This is a genomic window from Turicibacter sp. St.80E1, from assembly GCF_059728495.1.
Genome location: NZ_AP039386.1, coordinates 694,517 through 713,751, shown reverse-complemented (window position 1 = coordinate 713,751; position 19,235 = coordinate 694,517). Strand labels below are relative to the sequence as shown.

Here is a 19,235-nt window from a genome sequence, read left to right as displayed (position 1 = left end):
TTTGAGGTAAAAATCAACCCTGAAACTGCTATTTTTTCTTTAAATTTTCTTTTAAATAACTTAGGGGAAATAGCCCCTAAGTTATTAACCCCCGATCTAGTTTTTCAATTTGATCTAAAATAGGTTGTAACGCCTTTTCCTGATTGCGATAAAAAACACTTCCGCGAAGGTGTATAAATGTCCATCCGGCTCTTTCAAGAACACGTTGACGTTCCATCTCCTGTTCAATCTTTTCAACACCATAGAACGTATCGCCATCACACTCAATCGCTAATCTGTAACGCCCACTCTCAATCACAAGGTCCATCTGATATTTTCCAATAGATACTTTAGATTTAACAGCATAACCATAAGACTCTAACGCCTTTTTCACATCACACTCTAACATCGTCTCGCACTCGCGACTCACTAGTTCATACATAGGTTTCGGATGTTGACAATACGCTAATAATTCATATCTTAAATCCTCAGATGACAACTGGCTCAATGTTACCGAATGATACAGTCGCATTTGAGAACGGGCTCGACTTGCCGCAACATTGAATCGTTGCGTATACATTTTCTTATTTAATGCGTTATATCTCATATTGGGTGCGATAACAAGCGATAAAAACATCACGTCACGCTCATCCCCCTGAAATGAATAAGAATCACCACAAATAATTTGACGTTCAACCATTACCTTCTCGCCAATTGCGTCTAACAGTAACCGCTGAATTAACTTAGCCTGTTCCCCTCCTAATAACGAAATAACCCCGATACTCTTACCTTCATAATTCTTATTTTCAACACAAGACTTAATATCTTCAACAATACGGATGGCCTCGTTAAGATTCGTCTTTCGCTCATCACGCGCACCATTCTCAACGTAAATAGACATGACAGGTTGCCCGATCCGCTCTGATAACTCAGGTAACTTTAATGGAATCATCTCATTAAAATAGGCGAGCTTATTTGAAAAACCTATGATTTCAGGAACACAACGAAAATGTTCCTTTAACATCAACTTCCCTTTACTTGAAAAAACTCGACATGCAATATCATAAAGTGATGTTTTCAAATCATATGTATTGCCATTTTCAATATTATATAAATAACGATCCATTAAACTTTTAACTGAGGCATCCGAAATTCCAGGCATCACTGGACTAATCTGTTGATCGTCTCCGACAATAACCACACGCTTCCCACGCATTAATAGCGGTAAGCTCAACACATTACATTGGCTACTTTCATCAATAATTACGACATCAAATAACTCCGGATTCACCTTGAAGTTTTCAATGGCCTCCTTAGCGGGCATGATCCAAACCGGAATTGCACTTTGACACTTTTCCATTTCAAGCCTTGCCTCTCTCCTAAACTTTTGAGCTTGGCGCCCCGTTCCCTTTCCAATACGATTCATGACTTGCATCCATGTTTGCAGAGCACGATCTTCCTCTGGGGTAACCCGATTTAAAAGATTATTCCACGTCATCTTAAAAATTAATTGCTTTATAAGGGATGTTTCCTCTTTTTCAAGCATCCTAAGTTTTGTTTCTAACTCACCGCTTTTCCAATCCTCTAGTGAGTCTAAAAAGGTAACCAATTTAGCATAATCAATCATTTCTTGAAGGGTTCCAGGTAGCGGTTCTTTCACCCCTATTTTCATCGTAATTTCCGTTGCAAAAAGAGGCATTGTCCCTTTTAATACATTCAACAACTCATAAAAGTGTTGGTATTGTTCTTTCATCTGATTCAAAAATTGAATCGTTGCAATTTTCTCCGAAAATAAGGCCAAATCTTTATTAACAAGTGCATCATAAATTTCCTGACCAATCGAGTGAATCTGTTCACCGATTAAAAGTGGCTTATATTTATTTAATAATACTTGATACACATCCTGCCATCCCTTTTGTCTCATTTTATTTTTGGTCAGTTCAATAGAGTAGGAAAGCGCCTTTAAATCAGATAAATTATCATAACCAATATCCTTATATCCCGAAATAATAGGGCTTAAAAAAGCATTTAATTGCTTAATTTCCGCTAGACATTCCATAATAATCCCAAACTGTTTCATTTTTTGATTATGCGCGAAAAGGACCTGGGTTTCATTCCCCTCGATATAATCACCGCCATTTGGGGCCATATTTTTATTCCATATTTTCGAGAATTTGAGTAATAACTCACTTTTTTGTCGCCAAGCCTCTATCCGGTTTAATTCATCTAAGGTTGAAATTTTATGTCCATTAATGCGCGTATTCTCATAAAAAGCACGAACATCTGAATTAAATGTTAAATAAAGGCCGCCAATTCCTTTACCTGACTGAAGTCTTTCCTTCAATGACGTCATCATTTGATCATATTTAGGATGATCATAATAATTACACTCAATAATATCACTAACTAAAAGCACCTCAATCTCATTTAACCGATTCATAATATCCTTTAATCGATTAAAAACGGTCTCCCAAATAAGTGAACGTTCCTCATTGAGTAAACATTCTTCTAAAATCCTTTGTTCTAGCGGATCCCTTAATTTATCAATCTTTTGACACAGTGGTTCGAGTTGCTGACTCAATGCTTCAATAAATGTTCGATTTTCTTCAAGTTCGTACAGCTTCGGCATGAGTTTTAGCTCTTCAATCCGTGTCAAATATCCCCTTTCCTCGTTTAATAGTTTACGATACTCCTCTAGACTCATTAAACGATTGAGGGCGGGTAACTTGAGATGGGCCACGTCTTGATGATGCTTAGGCAATGATCCCTTTAATTCCCATAAAGTGATAAACTGGTCCTCACTTAAAGGGACGGGCGCCTCCATGTCAACCTTATCCTTAATCCAGCCTAAACGTTCGTAGTGAGCCGCAACCATTTGGGCAAATTCATACGGTTGACAGAGCTTATCCTTCCACATCTGACCTTTAGCATCTAACTCTTTAAAACGAACCAGATTACCTTTAGTCAAACTCATTTGACGACGAACCATGTCTAATTGGCGACTTAAAACTTGAATCTCTTTTTCCAATAATTTGGTATCATAGGTAGCTAATCCATCAGAAATTGTTCGTATAGATTGTTCAATTTGGGCTAATGATTGCCGATCTCCCCCTAAAAAAGACACGCATAAAGGTTGAATTTCCTCCGGTAACTTTTCAAGAAGAACACGAAGCGCCTTATCCTTTTCACTCGTTACTAACACACGTTTTCCATGCGCTAACAAATGAGAAATTAAATTAACAATCGTATGGCTTTTCCCCGTACCCGGTGGTCCCTGTACAGTCAAGGCAATATTATTAGCGAGCCTTCTTGCCACATCCTTTTGCTCCTCATTCGCAGGTAAGGGAAATAATAATTGCTCACACGTTTTCTTCCACTCCCGCGCCTCAGAATCAGTCTGCTTCAATCCATCTACATCGATAATCGCTTGAAGCGGCTTTGGAATCATCCCGCCCTCACTGATATACTCAATCGTTGACTGTAAATCTTCCTTGAGCAACACCTCTGACCGCTTTCTTACAACTATCATGCTCTGTTGCCTAATCATCGGAAACTTACTTACCAATGGCGCTTCATCAGCTGACAAATAAGCACCACTTGGATGCATATAATGAACCAATTGCCTCAAAATTCCCTCCGTTGTCTCCGAATCAAAGGGAGAAATAAACTGATCCAAAATACTTTCCTTTAATTGCATAATCTCCTGTTGGTTAGAAAACTCAACCCCTGCTAAAACTTCTAAATCCAATTGATAACCGCGGGTACCTGGCAATAATTTAGCGACACCATTTTCAGCATCAAAATCAAGTTCTAGCCTCATTACAAGCATCGGGTGATGAATCGGCTGCTTTAACTGATAAGTTAACATCCCAATTCCCATCATTATTTCAAAAGAATGCTCCTCTGACTTCATCATTTGTCTTAATTGAAAAAAGTAGTCATAAAGCTTTTGTACCTGACGTTTTTTCTTCTGAACAAGTGACCATTGACTCCATTTACTAATCCAAGCCTCATAATCACTTAGCAACTGTCTCATCGTCGACTCCGCTCCCTCAAGGCGTAAAAAAAGCTCATTTTTTTCAATTGTCGGCGCAAAAAAATCTAGCAATAAACGTTCCCAATCTGTTAAATTTACAAAATTTAAATCAATTTTTTTTGCCTTTTCTTCTAATTGATTAAGTTGCTGCATCATAATTATATTAAGTTCATTAACCTCACAAACAGAACTTCCATCTTTAGTGTAATCAAATTTTAATAACGATAATACCTGTCCTATTTTATCGTCAAAAGAAGGATAATCATTTTTAAAAACTTGTTGGTGCACCTCTAGATAGGCCCGAGAATCAACACCAGCTCCTCCTAGAAAGCATCCTTCACCAACAGGCAACTCTTCTAACATCCATGTTTTTTCATACATTTTAATCTCACGAATCGGTTGATTCGTTAAATGACGGAGTGCTAATAAATACTCAAATAACTGCTTTACCTTCTTGTTCAAACCCTTCACTCCCTTAATTCACACTTTTTTTCATTATATCACATAAACTAACAATCTCCGTCCTATTATAGGATTACATATTCCGACAAAATAAACAAAAGATGTCTATAAACACTAGACATCTCCTAAAATAATCGGAATTTCTACCAATTCCGTATTTAATTTTTCCTCCCCTGTTAAAGAAAGACGACTGCCTCCGATTAGAACCACAATTAAGAAAAAGAAGATTAAAATTAAAAACATCAAAAAATGTAATCGGCGATGCATCGGATGGTCTATAGGTGGAGTTTCCTTTGGTAAATAACCCGTTGTAACTCCTGCCTCTTTTAACACTTCTTTACTGAATCCCTGATCATGATGACATTCATCACAGTTAATAGGAGCACTATCATTTTCATTCATAATAATCCCTCCTTTACTAGTTATTATATTGACTTTTTTTCTATTTGACACAAAAAAAGAACTTATGTCTTAAACAGTTTTCATGTTTGACATAAGTTCTTTCATTCAAAACTTTACTTTGCAACACTTCCTGCTATATTTAAAACATCCCAAGTTCTTGAAAATGGTGGTGCATAGCATAAATCTAACATTGCCAATTGGTCTGTCGTTAAACGTGCAAAAATAGCCGTTGCCAAAACATTAACACGTTGAACAGCATCTTTGCGTCCAACAACCTGTCCCCCTAAAATAACTTTCGTATGAGCATCATAAATTAACTTAACAGATATTTTAGATTGTCCGGGATAGTATGAGGTTTGGTTCATATCAGTAATAAAGACAGAGCGATAATCAATTCCTAAATCTTGCACTTCTTTTTCGGATAATCCTGTGCGTCCCGCCTCTAAACTTAAGACCTTCAAACAAGCAGAGGCCAAAGATCCGTTAAACTTCTTATGAGCCCCGGCTAAATTTTCACCAATAATACGTCCCATCTTATTAGCACCAGTTGCTAAAGGAATATATGCAGGGTCCTTCTTTAAACGATGAGAAATAGTTGCACAATCTCCTGCGGCATAAATGCCCTGTACTGAAGTACGCCCTTCCTCATCAATAATAATTGCTCCATTTGCCGTCATCTCAAGGCCACTATCCTTTAAAAAGGTTGTATTAGGACGAACACCCGTTGTTAAAACAACTAAATCAATATCAAATATTCCATCAGTTGACACAACTTTTTGCACCTGAGTGTCGCCGATTAACTCAGTAACCGTATTATTCAAGTGTAAGTGAACGCCTTGCTGTCTTAATTCTTCTTCTAAAATATCTGTAACTTCCTTATCAAATGTATCAACAAGTACGCGGTCATTTAATTGAAATACGTGTATCTCTTTCCCGTATTGCTTAGCTGCCTCAACAACCTCTAAACCAATAAATCCTGCTCCAACAATCGCAATACGTTTTAAAGCCTCATTAGTCATCATATTTTTTAAAGCTAGACCATCTTCCATACTTTTTAAGGTGAAAACATTCCCTACATGAACATTTTTTATCGGAGGAATAATAGCGCTCGCACCTGTTGCAATCATCAATTGATCATAATGATCTGTAAAGATCTCTTCAGTTAATAAATTTTTAACCGATACCGTTTGATTCATCGTATTAATAGACAAAACCTCATGTTCTGTATTAACCGAAATACCTGAAGCATTAAACTGTTCTGCTGTTCGAGCAATCATCTTATTTGAATCCTCAAAAAAGTTTCCAACAAAATAAGGTAATCCGCAAGCCCCAAACGAAACATGCTTAGATTTTTCATACACAACAACGTCGGCTTCCTTATTCGCACGTTTTAACTTTGCAGCCGCGCTCATCCCAGCAGCAACACCACCGATTATAATCACTTTCATAATAAACCTCCCTGAATCAATATCACTGGCAGTTCAACTATTATATATGATTTTTAATAAAAAAAACACCCCGAAGGATGTTAAAATCATATTGGAGCGGGTGAAGAGAATCGAACTCTCACAGTCAGCTTGGAAGGCTGAAGTTCTACCATTAAACTACACCCGCATACTGGGGCGACTGATGGGAATCGAACCCACGAATGTCGGAGCCACAATCCGATGCGTTAACCACTTCGCCACAATCGCCATGGCAGGGGTGACAGGAATCGAACCCACACTAACGGTTTTGGAGACCGCTGTTCTACCGTTAAACTACACCCCTATTATTTAAATATGGTGCCGGAAGCAGGACTTGAACCCGCAACCTACTGATTACAAGTCAGTTGCTCTACCAATTGAGCTATTCCGGCTTTTTATGGCGCCCCAACTAGGACTCGAACCTAGGACCCCTTGATTAACAGTCAAGTGCTCTAACCAACTGAGCTATTGAGGCTTTTTTGTTGCCCAGCAACGTCCTACTCTCGCACTTTCGTACTACCATCGGCGCTAAGAAGCTTAACTTCTGTGTTCGGTATGGGAACAGGTGTGACCTTCTTGCTATCATTACTGGACCTTTTTTGGTGCCTAGGGCCGGAATCGAACCGGCACGGGTGTCACCACCCGCAGGATTTTAAGTCCTGTGCGTCTACCAGTTCCGCCACCCAGGCATTTCATTATTTCAGGCACGCGCCTTTTTTCAAAATGGTGTCCTGCAGAGGACTCGAACCTCTGACCCTCTGATTAAAAGTCAGATGCTCTACCAACTGAGCTAGCAGGACATCATTGGCTGGGCTAGCTGGATTCGAACCAGCGCATGACGGAGTCAAAGTCCGTTGCCTTACCGCTTGGCTATAGCCCATTCTTAAATGGTGGCTTGGGACGGAATCGAACCGCCGACACAAGGATTTTCAGTCCTTTGCTCTACCGACTGAGCTACCAAGCCTTTTATTTAAATGGCGGTCCAGACGGGAATCGAACCCGCGATCTCCTGCGTGACAGGCAGGCATGTTAACCGCTACACCACTGGACCTTTTGGTTGCGGGGACAGGACTTGAACCTGCGACCTTCGGGTTATGAGCCCGACGAGCTACCAACTGCTCCACCCCGCGATGTTTATTTATTTTAATATGGCGGAGGAAGAGGGATTCGAACCCCCGCGACGCTTTCACGCCCTGTCGGTTTTCAAGACCGATCCCTTCAGCCGGACTTGGGTATTCCTCCATTTTTCCATATTTATTTTGGTAGCGGAGGAGGGACTCGAACCCACAACCTCACGGGTATGAACCGTACGCTCTAGCCAGTTGAGCTACTCCGCCTTCATTTTATATTAATTTTTCAAATATAATCTTTCTAAAAGATAATATTTTATGGCGCCCCAACTAGGACTCGAACCTAGGACCCCTTGATTAACAGTCAAGTGCTCTAACCAACTGAGCTATTGAGGCTTTTTTTATTGCCCAGCAACGTCCTACTCTCGCACTTTCGTACTACAATCGGCGCTAAGAAGCTTAACTTCTGTGTTCGGTATGGGAACAGGTGTGACCTTCTTGCTATCATTACTGGACCTTTTTGGTGCCTAGGGCCGGAATCGAACCGGCACGGGTGTCACCACCCGCAGGATTTTAAGTCCTGTGCGTCTACCAGTTCCGCCACCCAGGCATTTCATTATTTCAGGCACGCGCCTTTTTTTAAAATGGTGTCCTGCAGAGGACTCGAACCTCTGACCCTCTGATTAAAAGTCAGATGCTCTACCAACTGAGCTAGCAGGACATCATTGGCTGGGCTAGCTGGATTTGAACCAGCGCATGACGGAGTCAAAGTCCGTTGCCTTACCGCTTGGCTATAGCCCATTCTTAAGTGGTGGTGGGGGACGGATTCGAACCGCCGAACTCTCAGAGAGCGGATTTACAGTCCGCCGCGTTTAGCCACTTCGCTACCCCACCGTATTCTTTTGTTATATGGTGCCGGAAGCAGGACTTGAACCCGCAACCTACTGATTACAAGTCAGTTGCTCTACCAATTGAGCTATTCCGGCTCTTTATGGTGGAGGATGACGGGCTCGAACCGCCGACCCTCTGCTTGTAAGGCAGATGCTCTCCCAGCTGAGCTAATCCTCCACTTTTATTTTTAATGGTGACCCGTACGGGATTCGAACCCGTGTATGCATGCGTGAAAGGCATGTGTGTTAAACCGCTTCACCAACGGGCCTTTTCGACTTTTTTATTTTATCACGATTCAAACCCTATGTCAAAAAGTTTTTTTGTTTTTTTTATTTTTTCAGTCTCTTTTACTCTATCCAACCTTCCTTTCCTATTAAAGCCTCAATGGAATGTTTCACGTGATAAATAGGTTGAGCATAAAAAGTCTATAATCTGATTTCACAAGATCCCTGAGTTTTATTTAAATGGGATTCATTAAGCGTAAATATCGTATCCATGCTATTGAACAAGTATCCTTAACAGATAATCAATCATTAATAGTCTTCTCACGTTATCCTCGATTGGAAAACCTTATAACCGTTCACTTCAATAATATAACGTCTTCTCCCCTTCTAAATAATAAGTACCACGTATAAAAAAAATCTATAACCATCCTAAAACGAAAATTTCTAATATCCTTCATCTATTCTACTCTCCTTAAGTGAAATATGACCTATCCATTTCAGAAACCTAAAGTTAATAGCGCATCATTTGAAGTAATGATAACCGCTTAATAAGTCTATTCTTGTCTATTAAACCAACCTATCCCCCACTTCTCTTTAATAAATGTGCCTCTTTCCGTCATCCGCTTTTACATGTGGGTACCAAAACATATGACACACATTTAATAAAAAACATGGACCTTTTTTAAAAGTTCAAAAATTACTTTTCGCACCAAGCTTATTTAATCTAGATATATCTACTAAACCTATTACTTTCTTTTTATTACGATTTACACTCAAATTGGCGTATTTAATTTTAAACTAGTCTTCAATAAGCATTCAGAAAGTTTTTTTACCCTCATTGACTATATTTAAATAGAAACCTTAATTTAATGATACATATAGGGCGAAAGAATAAGATAGATGCAAAAAAAAACACCCCGAAGGATGTTAAAATTCATATTGGAGCGGGTGAAGAGAATCGAACTCTCACAGTCAGCTTGGAAGGCTGAAGTTCTACCATTAAACTACACCCGCATACTGGGGCGACTGATGGGAATCGAACCCACGAATGTCGGAGCCACAATCCGATGCGTTAACCACTTCGCCACAATCGCCATATGGTGCCGGAAGCAGGACTTGAACCCGCAACCTACTGATTACAAGTCAGTTGCTCTACCAATTGAGCTATTCCGGCTCTTTATGGTGGAGGATGACGGGCTCGAACCGCCGACCCTCTGCTTGTAAGGCAGATGCTCTCCCAGCTGAGCTAATCCTCCACTTTTATTTTTAATGGTGACCCGTACGGGATTCGAACCCGTGTATGCATGCGTGAAAGGCATGTGTGTTAAACCGCTTCACCAACGGGCCTTTTTAACGCTTTTTATGGCGCGCCCAAGAGGAGTCGAACCCCTAACCTTTTGATCCGTAGTCAAACGCTCTATCCAATTGAGCTATGGGCGCTTTTAAGTTGGTGCCTAGGGCCGGAATCGAACCGGCACGGGTGTCACCACCCGCAGGATTTTAAGTCCTGTGCGTCTACCAGTTCCGCCACCCAGGCATTTCATTATTTCAGGCACGCGCCTTTTTTCAAAATGGTGTCCTGCAGAGGACTCGAACCTCTGACCCTCTGATTAAAAGTCAGATGCTCTACCAACTGAGCTAGCAGGACATCATTGGCTGGGCTAGCTGGATTCGAACCAGCGCATGACGGAGTCAAAGTCCGTTGCCTTACCGCTTGGCTATAGCCCATTCTTATATGGTGGAGGATGACGGGCTCGAACCGCCGACCCTCTGCTTGTAAGGCAGATGCTCTCCCAGCTGAGCTAATCCTCCACTTTTATTTTTAATGGTGACCCGTACGGGATTCGAACCCGTGTATGCATGCGTGAAAGGCATGTGTGTTAAACCGCTTCACCAACGGGCCTCTTAACACTTTTTATGGCGCGCCCAAGAGGAGTCGAACCCCTAACCTTTTGATCCGTAGTCAAACGCTCTATCCAATTGAGCTATGGGCGCTTTAAAATGGTGTCCTGCAGAGGACTCGAACCTCTGACCCTCTGATTAAAAGTCAGATGCTCTACCAACTGAGCTAGCAGGACTTTTATTTATTATTTAAATGGCGGTCCAGACGGGAATCGAACCCGCGATCTCCTGCGTGACAGGCAGGCATGTTAACCGCTACACCACTGGACCTTTTGGTTGCGGGGACAGGACTTGAACCTGCGACCTTCGGGTTATGAGCCCGACGAGCTACCAACTGCTCCACCCCGCGATGTTTATTTATTTTAATATGGCGGAGGAAGAGGGATTCGAACCCCCGCGACGCTTTCACGCCCTGTCGGTTTTCAAGACCGATCCCTTCAGCCGGACTTGGGTATTCCTCCATTTTTCCATATTCGTTTTGGTAGCGGAGGAGGGACTCGAACCCCCAACCTCACGGGTATGAACCGTACGCTCTAGCCAGTTGAGCTACTCCGCCTTCTTATTATGGTCGGGAAGACAGGATTCGAACCTGCGACCCCCTGGTCCCAAACCAGGTGCTCTACCAAGCTGAGCCACTTCCCGATCTTTATTTTTAATGGTGACCCGTACGGGATTCGAACCCGTGTATGCATGCGTGAAAGGCATGTGTGTTAAACCGCTTCACCAACGGGCCTTCTCTCAAGACGACTTTTTTTATCTTAACACATCCAACAAGATTTGTCAAATACTTTTTTTTATTTGTTTTTGTCGTTTTTTAGGACTTTTTTATAATATCATCATTCTTTTTATTTGTCAAAGTTTTTTTCTGAAAAAATTATTACTTTTTTAATATTACCTATTTTAAATTTTTTAAACTTAAATAATTAATAACTTTTTCTGCACACTCCCCTAATCCAATCCCCGATCTCTTTTTAAGATAAGTCAAATCTTTAAAACGATAAAAAAGAAAGTACCCGTAATATCTTATCCGGTTACTTTCAATCTTTTAGTTCATTACTTACTATTTATAAACAATTGTTTAACAATATTTACCACTCGCTCTTGTTCCCCTTGTGTCATTTGGGTATCAGAAGGCAAGCAAATCCCTCTATTTGCATAATCCTCTGCAATAGAAGTCCCCTCCTGTATTGTAAAAAAAGGAAAGTCGGAAAAATCCGGTTGAAAATGCATTGGCTTCCAAACAAGTCGTGATTCAATATGATGAGATTTCAATTTTTCCATAATTTCCTTACTGGTTACTACAGAACCCCTCTTAACCGTCATAACAGATAACCAGTAATTCGAATGTCCATAATCGCAAATATTCATCATTTCTATTTCACCTATCTCTTTAAAAGCGCGCCTATACGTTTCATAAATTTCTTTTTTTCTTTCAAGACGTTTAGCCAACACCTCAAGTTGCCTACGCCCTATACTTGCCGCGATAGGTGACATTAAATCATTTCTATTCTCAGATAAACAATCTCTAGCTTTATCAACGTATGAGGGGTCATTTGATATTAATGCTCCCCCTCCAAATAAAGTCGTAATTATCTTATTTTTATTAAAGGAATAAATCCCTACTGCGCCTAGGGTACCACTCATACGTCCTTTATAAGTCGCACCTAATGACTCAGCTGCCTCTTCTAAAACAGGCACTCCATACTCATGACAAATCTCTAAAATAGGATCCATATCCGCACTTTGGCCATACAAATTAACAACGACAACGGCACGTGGTCGTTGCCCTTTCTCTTTTAATTGTTGAAAGGCTAGCCTTAAAGATTGTGGGCACATCCCCCAAGTTAAAGGATCAATATCGATAAATACTGGCGTTGCTCCTAAAGAAAGTATAGCTTGACAAGATGGAGGATACGTAATTGATGACCAGAAAACGACATCCCCACTTTTCACACCAAGCGACTTCAAGGCAAGACGGATAGCCACCGTACCACTCGAAAGAACCAAAGCTTTTCTAGTACCAACGTATGATGAAAGTTCCTTTTCAAACTTTACAATCTCTAAGTCACCCGCTTGCTCACCATTTAAAAACCGATCAAGAGTTATCTTTTCATTCCTCTCCTCATATAAATGCGGAGCTGCCAAACAAACTTTCTTCACTTAGTTACCCCCTCTTTCATCCATAATTCTACGACGCCTATTGCTTAGCGTTCTAAAAATATTATACCATCCTCGATTTCCACCCCGTACATGAAAATAAAAAAAACATCCCGAAGGATGTTAAAATTCATATTGGAGCGGGTGAAGAGAATCGAACTCTCACAGTCAGCTTGGAAGGCTGAAGTTCTACCATTAAACTACACCCGCATACTGGGGCGACTGATGGGAATCGAACCCACGAATGTCGGAGCCACAATCCGATGCGTTAACCACTTCGCCACAATCGCCATATGGTGCCGGAAGCAGGACTTGAACCCGCAACCTACTGATTACAAGTCAGTTGCTCTACCAATTGAGCTATTCCGGCTCTTTATGGTGGAGGATGACGGGCTCGAACCGCCGACCCTCTGCTTGTAAGGCAGATGCTCTCCCAGCTGAGCTAATCCTCCACTTTTATTTTTAATGGTGACCCGTACGGGATTCGAACCCGTGTATGCATGCGTGAAAGGCATGTGTGTTAAACCGCTTCACCAACGGGCCTTTTTAACACTTTTTATGGCGCGCCCAAGAGGAGTCGAACCCCTAACCTTTTGATCCGTAGTCAAACGCTCTATCCAATTGAGCTATAGGCGCTTTTAAGTTGGTGCCTAGGGCCGGAATCGAACCGGCACGGGTGTCACCACCCGCAGGATTTTAAGTCCTGTGCGTCTACCAGTTCCGCCACCCAGGCATTTCATTATTTCAGGCACGCACCTTTTTTTAAAATGGTGTCCTGCAGAGGACTCGAACCTCTGACCCTCTGATTAAAAGTCAGATGCTCTACCAACTGAGCTAGCAGGACTTTTATTTATTATTTAAATGGCGGTCCAGACGGGAATCGAACCCGCGATCTCCTGCGTGACAGGCAGGCATGTTAACCGCTACACCACTGGACCCTGTATGGTGGCTTGGGACGGAATCGAACCGCCGACACAAGGATTTTCAGTCCTTTGCTCTACCGACTGAGCTACCAAGCCTTTTATTTAAATGGCGGTCCAGACGGGAATCGAACCCGCGATCTCCTGCGTGACAGGCAGGCATGTTAACCGCTACACCACTGGACCTTATATGGTGGCTTGGGACGGAATCGAACCGCCGACACAAGGATTTTCAGTCCTTTGCTCTACCGACTGAGCTACCAAGCCTTTTATTTAAATGGCGGTCCAGACGGGAATCGAACCCGCGATCTCCTGCGTGACAGGCAGGCATGTTAACCGCTACACCACTGGACCTTTTGGTTGCGGGGACAGGACTTGAACCTGCGACCTTCGGGTTATGAGCCCGACGAGCTACCAACTGCTCCACCCCGCGATGTTTATTTATTTTAATATGGCGGAGGAAGAGGGATTCGAACCCCCGCGACGCTTTCACGCCCTGTCGGTTTTCAAGACCGATCCCTTCAGCCGGACTTGGGTATTCCTCCATTTTTCCATATTTATTTTGGTAGCGGAGGAGGGACTCGAACCCCCAACCTCACGGGTATGAACCGTACGCTCTAGCCAGTTGAGCTACTCCGCCTTTTTATTATGGTCGGGAAGACAGGATTCGAACCTGCGACCCCCTGGTCCCAAACCAGGTGCTCTACCAAGCTGAGCCACTTCCCGATCTATTATTTTTAATGGTGACCCGTACGGGATTCGAACCCGTGTATGCATGCGTGAAAGGCATGTGTGTTAAACCGCTTCACCAACGGGCCTTCTCTCAAGACGACTTTCTTATCTTAACACATTCAACAACTTATGTCAAAAGTTTTTTTATTTTCTCGTTCTTTGTCGCTTTTTGGAACTTCTTAATAATATCATCCTTTAACGGGTTTGTCAAAACAATTTTCGCATTTTTTTCAAAAAAATAAAGGTAAGTCATCAATGCTTACCTTTATTTAGCCATCTAAATAGATAGGGATAACCTGCAAAGCTATAAAAAGCTAGCAATCCTCCGTATAAAAATTGATAAACCATGCCTTTAAAGGGCAAGGTTATGAGGAACCATTTTAAAATAAATAAAGATACGATTCCTATCATAAAACGAAATAACCGCATCGCAATTCGTCCCTTAACTTTGAAATTTACATATTTTTTTTCAAAGGCTACACCGACTATAAACCCTAAATATTCACCTACCATATGAGCAGGATGATGTGGTAATACTAAAAGAAAGGGAAGGAATAAAACAAGCGTAGCTAAATAGAGTTTACTTTTATCCTCAGACCTTAAAAACAACCTGTATGTACAGTAACTAATCGTTAAACCAAACAAAATTCCGCACACCACATCTTTTGGGTAATGAACCCCTAGGTAAAGCCGTGACAACCCAACAAGTAAAACCAGTATCAATAAAATGATGGCTGATTTATACCTTCTTAAAATCAAATAGGCGGCACCATAGGTAGAAGCAGCACCCTGTGAATGTCCACTTGGGAAAGAACTACCTGTCGCAGTTGAAACCCTTAGCGAGCGAACTCCTTCTTCTCCTATAGGTCTTTTTGCATTAACAATGTTTTTTACCGTATGATTAAACATTAAATTTGTATAAAACGAATAACTTAAATATTCACCCATCCTTTTATCAATGCACCAGTATATTCCTAAGACAAACATAATCTTAAAAGGCGCCTCTCCAAATTGGGTAATAAACTGAAATAATTGATCTAAAAGCGGGGTATGAAAGCTTTGTATAAAACGAATAATTTCTAACTCCACATTTCCTCTCCTAACCGATTCATCATCTATTTATAAATTCCTACCATCATCTTATTTATAAAATCGGCCCTTTAGAACTACCTCTTTCATCAATAAAAGATACGCTAATCGCTTCATTTTCGTTCGAACATTCTTTTTGTTAGATTGCTCGTTGCTGCCTAGGATAGTAATGGCATTACCTTTAAAAATTCAATACAAAAGATTACTTCATTAAGCTTTCCGCTCGTTATAATATTCCAACATTCCTCCGGTTACATTGATAACGTTATATCCAAGGCTATCTAAATACTGAGTAACATTTGCAGTTCTCGCTCCTGACCGACAAATTAAATAATAACATTCCTGCTTATTTAAATAAGACTCTGGTTTTTGAATCAACTGATTCATTGGAATATGTTTGGCTTGTTTAAGTTTAGGTAATGCATTAAACTCCTCAACCTCCCGAATATCAATGATATCAATTGAATCTAACTTTTCCTTTAAAGACTGAATAGTCACAGATTTCATTATTACTTCCCCCTTGATTATAAATAATTTTTTCGTCCTTTAAGTAAATATAAATGAATGAATCCTAATAAGTTCATATGTTTAATAAAAGGTCTTCCCTTATTATAAGTCTTATTTAAATAATAGGCGAGTATTTTAAATATAAAAGAGTCGAATAAAATCGACTCTTTTATATTTAAATTTTTATAATTTTTGTACGCCTGAAGCCTGTGGTCCACGATCACCTTGTGTAACCTCGAATTCAACTTTTTGTCCCTCTTCTAGAGTTCTGAATCCGTCTCCTTGAATTTCAGAAAAGTGAACAAACACTTCGTCACCACTATCTGCAGTAATAAATCCATATCCTTTATCGGCGTTAAACCATTTTACTGTTCCTGTTGCCATTTTGAAAAACCTCCAAAATATAAGTATAAAATATATTAACTAGTTACCTTCATTTAAAAGCAATATCTTAATTTCATTTTGCTTGAGATATGTTTTAAGTGTAATGGAACTATCGTTTATAGAATACCTCCTTTTAAAATTTATATACTCTCCTTTTACTATTTTTTATAATTTTATATAACACTGTTAATTCAGAGAGTAAATAAAAAAGGATGTCTTCTTAATAAGAAGAACATCCTTTTTTATTTACTAATGGGATACGGGCCTACTTCATCTATTTGTTATAAACGTTCGAAAGAAGAATTTTCCTGAACAACACTTTATTCTACTCCGATTTTTCTTCAACTACCGGCACAACTGATCCATATTTTTGTTTTAAATTATTATCAAAATATTGATAATAACGCGTTAAAATACGCCCATTATATAACTTTCTATTCTTATCTGCCTGGCGACCAAACGCTTTTTCGAATTTAGAGAACGACGTTAGAATATTGAAATCCCATGTCGATAATTTTCGTTTCATCATTCCAATTTTTTTATTTAATTTAAATACTTCATCCTCTTCACCAAGGCGCTCCCCATAAGGAGGGTTTGTAATCATATAAGCATATTTATAATTTGAAGAGAATTTATGGAAATCTAACTGATGGAATTCTATCGCTTTTGAAACTCCAGCTTTTTCAGCATTTTGACGTGCAGTGCGTAACACTTGAGGATCGATATCATAACCAAACATACGTAATGAGTTATTTTTTATCGCCTTTCGGGCACTATCACGAACCTGTTCAAAAATTTCTTTGTCCATTGATGGCCATTCTTCACAAACAAACGTACGATTTAATCCCGGTGCAATGTTGTTTCCAATCATAGCAGCTTCAATTAAAATGGTCCCTGACCCACAAAATGGATCAACTAAAAGTCGTTCCGGTTTCCAACGAGATAAGAGAATTAGTGAAGCTGCTAATGTTTCTTTTAACGGCGCTTCCCCCGCGAACTCACGATAGCCACGTTTATGCAACCCCGGACCTGTTGTATCAATCGTTAACGTTACCATATCTTTTAGAAGGGCTACCTCTATCTTATAAACTGGCCCGTCCTCAGAAAACCAATCCTGATTATAGGCGCGTTGCATACTCTTTACTACCGCTTTTTTTACAATCGCTTGACAGTCAGGAACGCTATGTAATGTAGATTTAATTGACTTTCCGACAACGTGCATTTTTCCATTAACAGGGATGTATTGACTCCAATCAATCGCTTCGGTTTGATTAAATAAATCTTCGAATGTTGTTGCCTCAAATTCTGCAATATTAATTAAAACACGGTCAGCCGTTCTTAACCACGTATTAGTAATTGCAATATCCATTTCATCACCCTCGAAATGAACCTTTCCATTTTCTAAGCGTAAATCTTCATAACCTAGTTGTCGTAACTCCTTCGCCGTAACGGCTTCGATTCCAAACGTCGTTGTTGCAATTAGTTTATAATCCATATATCTATTTCTCCTTATCTTAAAGTAACGAATCATTCAAGCCTTGCGTTACTGTGATAGCATTATATTTACTTATATCCTACGTTTATATTAAAATTTCTAGCTATTAATTTTTAATACCTATATTAAAATACCATTTTTAAGTTTATCATTAATCTTCCCACATGGCAATAATTATCTTTTTCTGTCTAATTATGAAAAATATTATTATATCATATATTTTTCTATAAAAATAGAAGTTTTACTCCTTCGTTTTAATCATTCCCTCCCTTCAGATCTATATTCGCCATTTTTAATTTATTAACCCTATACTTTTAAAGTATCTATGAAACCTAGCTATTCTTTACTCCGTAAAGAACTTTAACTGAACACGCCTGTGTCTTATACGACCTTAATCCTTGCATTCCATTTTTCTATACAAAACGTAGAACACGTTTCTGTTTACATATTATATTAGGCTATTTTAAGCCGATTCATTCGTTTGGGTGGCTTTTTTCATCATTTAATCCTCATTTACCCAAAACAAATCCTATCCCGCTACCTTAAAGACGTTTTTCAAGTAATTCTTTATAAAAAAAGTCATTCAAACGCGTTGAATGACTTTTTTTATTTAATTTGAATGGCTCCATTTACTTCTTTCGTATATGGAATCTTATTGGCATCTAAAAGGTTAGTCAATGCTAGGACAATTTGGTTTCCTACCTCATTTTGATCACTTACAAACTGATTGTAGGCCTGTTTCACTTCCTCAGTTAGAGATTCGCTACCTTCAAGTTTACCCATTAACTGATTAAGGCTAGTTAGTTTAAGATTCAATAGGCGTCCCATCTCAGAAAAGTTATCCCCTTCTGTAGCCATGATTTCCTGAGTTTTAACCGCTATCTGATTTTGTTTCTCTTTTAATTCCTGAAGATAAACACTAGAAAAATTACCCGTACTCATATGATCAGACAAACTTTTATTAATTTCATTATGTAGTAGCATCAGCTCATCATACTTGCCGATATAATCAGTTACTACTTTGTTAGTCGAAAGACCTAAAAATTGATTTACCTGATTCTGAGGAATAACCCCACCGACATAAAGAACCGTAAGTAATACAACAACCAACGGGATTCCAACTAAAATTCCACGTAATATATCCGCAAATGAGTTTTGAGTAGATAGCGTAATGTCTGCCATCTGATTTCCATTTCTAGTTTTTTGATACGGGGACTGCGATTTACGATGATTATTTCGTGTATAACCAACATTTTTTCTACCTAAATCATGATTGGCTCGGTATTGGGTTGTATCGACATTATATTGATACGTTCTTAGTTCATTCGTCGATTGTTTTTCTAACCTTATTTGTTCTTCTTCTCTCCATTGTTGATACCAGTTTCTATAATAAGTTTTATTTTTTATACCCATCCTTTTTGTTGCAAGATTTAATGGCTTGCAACTTCCCCCCTTTCAGTGTTATATCCTATCGTTGCAAAACATCGTCGTGTTACTAGAAACATACGCTTTTTTTAGC

9 protein-coding genes, 58 tRNA genes and 2 rRNA genes are annotated in these 19,235 nt (G+C 39.7%); all 69 read right to left on the bottom strand.

What is annotated here, in order from left to right:
• Positions 1-76: 76 nt before the first annotated feature.
• Positions 77-4,477 (bottom strand): PDDEXK-like endonuclease domain-containing protein, encoded by a 4,401-nt coding sequence (locus AC6I0I_RS03555; RefSeq protein WP_262953530.1) that lies wholly within the window; start codon positions 4,475-4,477, stop codon positions 77-79.
• Between the two features lie 114 nt (positions 4,478-4,591).
• Entirely contained in the window at positions 4,592-4,879 is a 288-nt protein-coding gene (locus AC6I0I_RS03550; RefSeq protein ID WP_161830757.1) for a hypothetical protein, read from the bottom strand.
• 113 nt (positions 4,880-4,992) lie between these two features.
• The gene (locus AC6I0I_RS03545) at positions 4,993-6,327 is read right to left on the bottom strand and encodes a CoA-disulfide reductase (protein WP_202618671.1); all 1,335 of its coding nucleotides are present in this window, start codon (positions 6,325-6,327) and stop codon (positions 4,993-4,995) included.
• A 92-nt stretch (positions 6,328-6,419) separates the two neighbouring features.
• Positions 6,420-6,493, bottom strand: a tRNA-Gly gene (locus tag AC6I0I_RS03540).
• A gap of 4 nt (positions 6,494-6,497) precedes the next feature.
• Positions 6,498-6,573: transfer RNA gene (locus tag AC6I0I_RS03535), tRNA-His, on the bottom strand.
• Positions 6,574-6,575: 2 nt separating this feature from the next.
• Positions 6,576-6,649 (bottom strand) — tRNA-Trp (locus AC6I0I_RS03530).
• Between the two features lie 12 nt (positions 6,650-6,661).
• A tRNA-Thr gene (locus AC6I0I_RS03525) sits at positions 6,662-6,737 on the bottom strand.
• 6 nt (positions 6,738-6,743) lie between these two features.
• Positions 6,744-6,820 (bottom strand) — tRNA-Asn (locus AC6I0I_RS03520).
• Positions 6,821-6,829: 9 nt separating this feature from the next.
• Positions 6,830-6,938, bottom strand: a 5S ribosomal RNA gene (gene rrf / locus AC6I0I_RS03515).
• A 7-nt stretch (positions 6,939-6,945) separates the two neighbouring features.
• Positions 6,946-7,034 (bottom strand) — tRNA-Leu (locus AC6I0I_RS03510).
• Between the two features lie 35 nt (positions 7,035-7,069).
• Positions 7,070-7,145: transfer RNA gene (locus AC6I0I_RS03505), tRNA-Lys, on the bottom strand.
• 5 nt (positions 7,146-7,150) lie between these two features.
• Positions 7,151-7,225 (bottom strand) — tRNA-Gln (locus tag AC6I0I_RS03500).
• An 8-nt stretch (positions 7,226-7,233) separates the two neighbouring features.
• Positions 7,234-7,309: transfer RNA gene (locus AC6I0I_RS03495), tRNA-Phe, on the bottom strand.
• Positions 7,310-7,320: 11 nt separating this feature from the next.
• Positions 7,321-7,396 (bottom strand) — tRNA-Asp (locus AC6I0I_RS03490).
• 3 nt (positions 7,397-7,399) lie between these two features.
• Positions 7,400-7,475 (bottom strand) — tRNA-Met (locus AC6I0I_RS03485).
• Positions 7,476-7,494: 19 nt separating this feature from the next.
• Positions 7,495-7,587: transfer RNA gene (locus tag AC6I0I_RS03480), tRNA-Ser, on the bottom strand.
• Between the two features lie 18 nt (positions 7,588-7,605).
• Positions 7,606-7,682, bottom strand: a tRNA-Met gene (locus AC6I0I_RS03475).
• 52 nt (positions 7,683-7,734) lie between these two features.
• A tRNA-Asn gene (locus AC6I0I_RS03470) sits at positions 7,735-7,811 on the bottom strand.
• Between the two features lie 10 nt (positions 7,812-7,821).
• Positions 7,822-7,930: ribosomal RNA gene (rrf, locus tag AC6I0I_RS03465) — 5S ribosomal RNA — on the bottom strand.
• Positions 7,931-7,936: 6 nt separating this feature from the next.
• Positions 7,937-8,025, bottom strand: a tRNA-Leu gene (locus AC6I0I_RS03460).
• A 35-nt stretch (positions 8,026-8,060) separates the two neighbouring features.
• Positions 8,061-8,136 (bottom strand) — tRNA-Lys (locus tag AC6I0I_RS03455).
• A 5-nt stretch (positions 8,137-8,141) separates the two neighbouring features.
• Positions 8,142-8,216: transfer RNA gene (locus AC6I0I_RS03450), tRNA-Gln, on the bottom strand.
• Positions 8,217-8,224: 8 nt separating this feature from the next.
• Positions 8,225-8,309: transfer RNA gene (locus tag AC6I0I_RS03445), tRNA-Tyr, on the bottom strand.
• Between the two features lie 16 nt (positions 8,310-8,325).
• Positions 8,326-8,401: transfer RNA gene (locus AC6I0I_RS03440), tRNA-Thr, on the bottom strand.
• A 6-nt stretch (positions 8,402-8,407) separates the two neighbouring features.
• Positions 8,408-8,483, bottom strand: a tRNA-Val gene (locus AC6I0I_RS03435).
• Positions 8,484-8,497: 14 nt separating this feature from the next.
• Positions 8,498-8,574: transfer RNA gene (locus AC6I0I_RS03430), tRNA-Glu, on the bottom strand.
• Between the two features lie 896 nt (positions 8,575-9,470).
• Positions 9,471-9,544, bottom strand: a tRNA-Gly gene (locus tag AC6I0I_RS03425).
• Positions 9,545-9,548: 4 nt separating this feature from the next.
• Positions 9,549-9,624: transfer RNA gene (locus AC6I0I_RS03420), tRNA-His, on the bottom strand.
• 4 nt (positions 9,625-9,628) lie between these two features.
• Positions 9,629-9,704, bottom strand: a tRNA-Thr gene (locus AC6I0I_RS03415).
• Positions 9,705-9,710: 6 nt separating this feature from the next.
• Positions 9,711-9,786 (bottom strand) — tRNA-Val (locus AC6I0I_RS03410).
• Positions 9,787-9,800: 14 nt separating this feature from the next.
• Positions 9,801-9,877: transfer RNA gene (locus tag AC6I0I_RS03405), tRNA-Glu, on the bottom strand.
• Positions 9,878-9,893: 16 nt separating this feature from the next.
• A tRNA-Arg gene (locus tag AC6I0I_RS03400) sits at positions 9,894-9,970 on the bottom strand.
• A gap of 8 nt (positions 9,971-9,978) precedes the next feature.
• A tRNA-Leu gene (locus AC6I0I_RS03395) sits at positions 9,979-10,067 on the bottom strand.
• 35 nt (positions 10,068-10,102) lie between these two features.
• Positions 10,103-10,178: transfer RNA gene (locus AC6I0I_RS03390), tRNA-Lys, on the bottom strand.
• A 5-nt stretch (positions 10,179-10,183) separates the two neighbouring features.
• Positions 10,184-10,258: transfer RNA gene (locus tag AC6I0I_RS03385), tRNA-Gln, on the bottom strand.
• 8 nt (positions 10,259-10,266) lie between these two features.
• Positions 10,267-10,342, bottom strand: a tRNA-Val gene (locus tag AC6I0I_RS03380).
• Between the two features lie 14 nt (positions 10,343-10,356).
• Positions 10,357-10,433: transfer RNA gene (locus tag AC6I0I_RS03375), tRNA-Glu, on the bottom strand.
• A 15-nt stretch (positions 10,434-10,448) separates the two neighbouring features.
• Positions 10,449-10,525: transfer RNA gene (locus AC6I0I_RS03370), tRNA-Arg, on the bottom strand.
• 7 nt (positions 10,526-10,532) lie between these two features.
• Positions 10,533-10,608, bottom strand: a tRNA-Lys gene (locus AC6I0I_RS03365).
• Between the two features lie 18 nt (positions 10,609-10,626).
• A tRNA-Asp gene (locus tag AC6I0I_RS03360) sits at positions 10,627-10,702 on the bottom strand.
• A 3-nt stretch (positions 10,703-10,705) separates the two neighbouring features.
• A tRNA-Met gene (locus AC6I0I_RS03355) sits at positions 10,706-10,781 on the bottom strand.
• A 19-nt stretch (positions 10,782-10,800) separates the two neighbouring features.
• Positions 10,801-10,893 (bottom strand) — tRNA-Ser (locus tag AC6I0I_RS03350).
• Between the two features lie 18 nt (positions 10,894-10,911).
• Positions 10,912-10,988: transfer RNA gene (locus AC6I0I_RS03345), tRNA-Met, on the bottom strand.
• A gap of 9 nt (positions 10,989-10,997) precedes the next feature.
• Positions 10,998-11,074, bottom strand: a tRNA-Pro gene (locus tag AC6I0I_RS03340).
• A gap of 14 nt (positions 11,075-11,088) precedes the next feature.
• Positions 11,089-11,165, bottom strand: a tRNA-Glu gene (locus AC6I0I_RS03335).
• A gap of 320 nt (positions 11,166-11,485) precedes the next feature.
• Positions 11,486-12,592: a DegT/DnrJ/EryC1/StrS aminotransferase family protein gene (locus AC6I0I_RS03330; protein ID WP_262953962.1), complete on the bottom strand. Its 1,107-nt coding sequence runs from the start codon at positions 12,590-12,592 to the stop codon at positions 11,486-11,488.
• A gap of 133 nt (positions 12,593-12,725) precedes the next feature.
• Positions 12,726-12,799: transfer RNA gene (locus tag AC6I0I_RS03325), tRNA-Gly, on the bottom strand.
• A 4-nt stretch (positions 12,800-12,803) separates the two neighbouring features.
• Positions 12,804-12,879: transfer RNA gene (locus tag AC6I0I_RS03320), tRNA-His, on the bottom strand.
• A gap of 4 nt (positions 12,880-12,883) precedes the next feature.
• Positions 12,884-12,959, bottom strand: a tRNA-Thr gene (locus tag AC6I0I_RS03315).
• A gap of 6 nt (positions 12,960-12,965) precedes the next feature.
• Positions 12,966-13,041 (bottom strand) — tRNA-Val (locus AC6I0I_RS03310).
• Between the two features lie 14 nt (positions 13,042-13,055).
• Positions 13,056-13,132, bottom strand: a tRNA-Glu gene (locus tag AC6I0I_RS03305).
• A 16-nt stretch (positions 13,133-13,148) separates the two neighbouring features.
• A tRNA-Arg gene (locus tag AC6I0I_RS03300) sits at positions 13,149-13,225 on the bottom strand.
• 8 nt (positions 13,226-13,233) lie between these two features.
• A tRNA-Leu gene (locus AC6I0I_RS03295) sits at positions 13,234-13,322 on the bottom strand.
• Positions 13,323-13,357: 35 nt separating this feature from the next.
• Positions 13,358-13,433 (bottom strand) — tRNA-Lys (locus AC6I0I_RS03290).
• 18 nt (positions 13,434-13,451) lie between these two features.
• Positions 13,452-13,527 (bottom strand) — tRNA-Asp (locus AC6I0I_RS03285).
• 5 nt (positions 13,528-13,532) lie between these two features.
• Positions 13,533-13,608, bottom strand: a tRNA-Phe gene (locus AC6I0I_RS03280).
• An 11-nt stretch (positions 13,609-13,619) separates the two neighbouring features.
• Positions 13,620-13,695 (bottom strand) — tRNA-Asp (locus AC6I0I_RS03275).
• 5 nt (positions 13,696-13,700) lie between these two features.
• Positions 13,701-13,776 (bottom strand) — tRNA-Phe (locus AC6I0I_RS03270).
• Between the two features lie 11 nt (positions 13,777-13,787).
• Positions 13,788-13,863: transfer RNA gene (locus AC6I0I_RS03265), tRNA-Asp, on the bottom strand.
• A gap of 3 nt (positions 13,864-13,866) precedes the next feature.
• Positions 13,867-13,942 (bottom strand) — tRNA-Met (locus tag AC6I0I_RS03260).
• A gap of 19 nt (positions 13,943-13,961) precedes the next feature.
• Positions 13,962-14,054, bottom strand: a tRNA-Ser gene (locus AC6I0I_RS03255).
• A gap of 18 nt (positions 14,055-14,072) precedes the next feature.
• Positions 14,073-14,149 (bottom strand) — tRNA-Met (locus AC6I0I_RS03250).
• A gap of 9 nt (positions 14,150-14,158) precedes the next feature.
• Positions 14,159-14,235 (bottom strand) — tRNA-Pro (locus AC6I0I_RS03245).
• Positions 14,236-14,250: 15 nt separating this feature from the next.
• Positions 14,251-14,327, bottom strand: a tRNA-Glu gene (locus tag AC6I0I_RS03240).
• A gap of 166 nt (positions 14,328-14,493) precedes the next feature.
• Positions 14,494-15,330, bottom strand: coding sequence for a phosphatase PAP2 family protein (locus AC6I0I_RS03235; protein WP_262953455.1), 837 nt, complete (start codon positions 15,328-15,330; stop codon positions 14,494-14,496).
• Positions 15,331-15,540: 210 nt separating this feature from the next.
• Positions 15,541-15,837 (bottom strand): rhodanese-like domain-containing protein, encoded by a 297-nt coding sequence (locus AC6I0I_RS03230; protein WP_161831601.1) that lies wholly within the window; start codon positions 15,835-15,837, stop codon positions 15,541-15,543.
• A 183-nt stretch (positions 15,838-16,020) separates the two neighbouring features.
• Positions 16,021-16,221 (bottom strand): cold-shock protein, encoded by a 201-nt coding sequence (locus AC6I0I_RS03225; RefSeq protein WP_161831600.1) that lies wholly within the window; start codon positions 16,219-16,221, stop codon positions 16,021-16,023.
• A 325-nt stretch (positions 16,222-16,546) separates the two neighbouring features.
• Complete coding sequence (locus tag AC6I0I_RS03220) at positions 16,547-17,716, bottom strand: THUMP domain-containing class I SAM-dependent RNA methyltransferase (RefSeq protein WP_161831599.1); 1,170 nt, start codon at positions 17,714-17,716, stop codon at positions 16,547-16,549.
• Between the two features lie 606 nt (positions 17,717-18,322).
• Positions 18,323-19,129 carry a hypothetical protein gene (locus AC6I0I_RS03215; protein WP_161831598.1) on the bottom strand — a complete coding sequence of 269 codons (807 nt, stop codon included), beginning with the start codon at positions 19,127-19,129 and terminating at the stop codon, positions 18,323-18,325.
• Between the last annotated feature and the right edge of the window lie 106 nt (positions 19,130-19,235).